This window comes from Arthrospira sp. PCC 8006, assembly GCF_046480465.1.
GTDB lineage: Bacteria > Cyanobacteriota > Cyanobacteriia > Cyanobacteriales > Microcoleaceae > Limnospira > Limnospira platensis.
In genome coordinates, this window is sequence record NZ_PKGG01000420.1 from 1 (window position 1) to 1890 (window position 1890).

A 1890-nucleotide genomic window follows, 5' to 3' on the forward strand; every position below is an offset into this window, starting at 1 on the left:
TCTCATGAAAATTGGCAAGCTGCTCCCAATGTACCTCCCTGCTATGTAGGACATGGATGGATGGGACATTTTCCCGATTACAGCTTCGTTAAATATCGCTATAAACCCTGCTGGAGTCCCAAAAGTGCATGGTCATTATAGCGTGATAATCCTACGGAATACAACCATGCTTTTCTTGAGTTATGTAGCTTATTTTCTCAGGCAAGTGGCAGTCAGTTTCGCCCCCAAGATAAAAAGAGTCAACTAGCCGCAGCACAAAAGGCGATTTCCTCACCAATTGAAATTGACAATCAAAAAAATTGTCCCCGATACCACTCGGCTGAGAAATGGAAAGAGGAAATGAACAAGGTAGCTCTTGAAAAACCCAAAATTGCCATTGATACCCGCAAAGAACCTGACGAAGAAACGGTGCTTAAAGGTAAATTTGACCATCCAATTGTTCTGGAAGCGATAAATCGCTACGGTTCCTTATACATTCAAGCTGCCAGCGATCTCCATCTGTTTCAAATTGCGGCTGACTACCAATTTTGGTTTGTCAAAGATTGGACTAAAAAACATGAGATAGGAGTCGGTAAATTGTTTAATGATACCTGGGCGAAAGCAATTGGTATTCTCTCACCTGATATCGTGAATCTTTTGGGTTAACAGCACTATTTTACTAAGCGATCGCCCTGATCATACTTAGTCAAAAGGGGGGCGATCGCTCCCTTTTTTGATGGGGCTTCATTTGGGAAAATACCATAACTCAAAAAATTCCAAAATTGAATTAAATCTGCGTTTTAGGGGTGTAGATAAAGCCAGAAGTATAATCGATGAGTCAGATAGATAGGAAGTCGCGGTAATAGCCGAACCATAGCCGCTTTGGCGGAATATGTATGCACCAATCCTAATGTGCAAGGTTTTGAAGGTTCGCCATGTGATCGAAAAGCTCAGAGAAAGCTGGGTGGTACCGATCCAGTGACTGTGCTGAAAGAGGAAGCGCAAGCAGCCACAGGTTCCCTCGCCAAACTGGTGAATTTATTTTACTAAAAGCCCACGGTTCTGCATAAGTGCGATCGCCTGGTAATTTCTGGAAAATGTTCCGGTGCGATCGCACCTTTTTTGGGGACATAGAATCGATTAATTAATTTGAGAAATTACGAAAGATATTAACAGAAGATCCAAGACATCAAAAAATCACCGCCTCAACCGTATCGCTCCGGGTTGTCGCGGTCTAATTTTGCCAGTATTTTCCGATCGCCGCCCAGATTCTCTTTCCCAGCTAGACCTGGCACGGCAAATCAATCAAGCCCTTGAACAAGGTGCCCATGTGATTAACATTAGCGGCGGTCAACTGGCTCAAGCAAATGAGGCAGACCCCGCTTTGTTGCTGGAAAAAAATAACGGATTAACTTTAAAAGATATTGCCGTACTCTCCATCGGAACTGGCAACACCACTTGTCCCTACAGCTATGAAGAAATCAAGGGATGGAGTTCTCTGGGTTGGGTTCAGCGTCTACCGGACATCTTCTTAAATCCTGCTTCCCAAAATTCCGAAGATATTGGCAATCAAATTCTCGATAGTGTTGGGAGTGATATATTACGTTTGGATTTCGATCTCAACGATCGCTTGCAAGTGAAAAAGCAGCCAGGTCGTTTGCGATCGCTCCTCGAAAAGCCCCACAATCGATGTTATGGTCGCAAGGGAAGTAGCCTTCCCCAACTCCAATTCCAAACCGTGCTTGATACTTTCACATCACACGGCTCCTGATGTGGACACCCTATTGTCAATAGGAACAGGGTTACAACCCCCTGCTTTGTGACTTCAACTTTGGGAGCTATATACAACACGTAGTCTCATGGATTTCTCCATTACTCTCGCTTTCGTCATAACACTCCTACTTATCGCAG

General features: G+C 44.0%; 2 protein-coding genes. Both read left to right on the plus strand.

Features of this window, described 5'->3' with window-relative positions; genetic code table 11:
* Positions 1–339: 339 nt before the first annotated feature.
* On the plus strand, positions 340–645 hold the full coding sequence (locus B9T16_RS28225) for a hypothetical protein (protein ID WP_410246343.1): 306 nt from the start codon (positions 340–342) through the stop codon (positions 643–645).
* Between the two features lie 574 nt (positions 646–1219).
* On the plus strand, positions 1220–1750 hold the full coding sequence (locus B9T16_RS28230; RefSeq protein ID WP_410246344.1) for a hypothetical protein: 531 nt from the start codon (positions 1220–1222) through the stop codon (positions 1748–1750).
* Positions 1751–1890 lie beyond the last annotated feature (140 nt).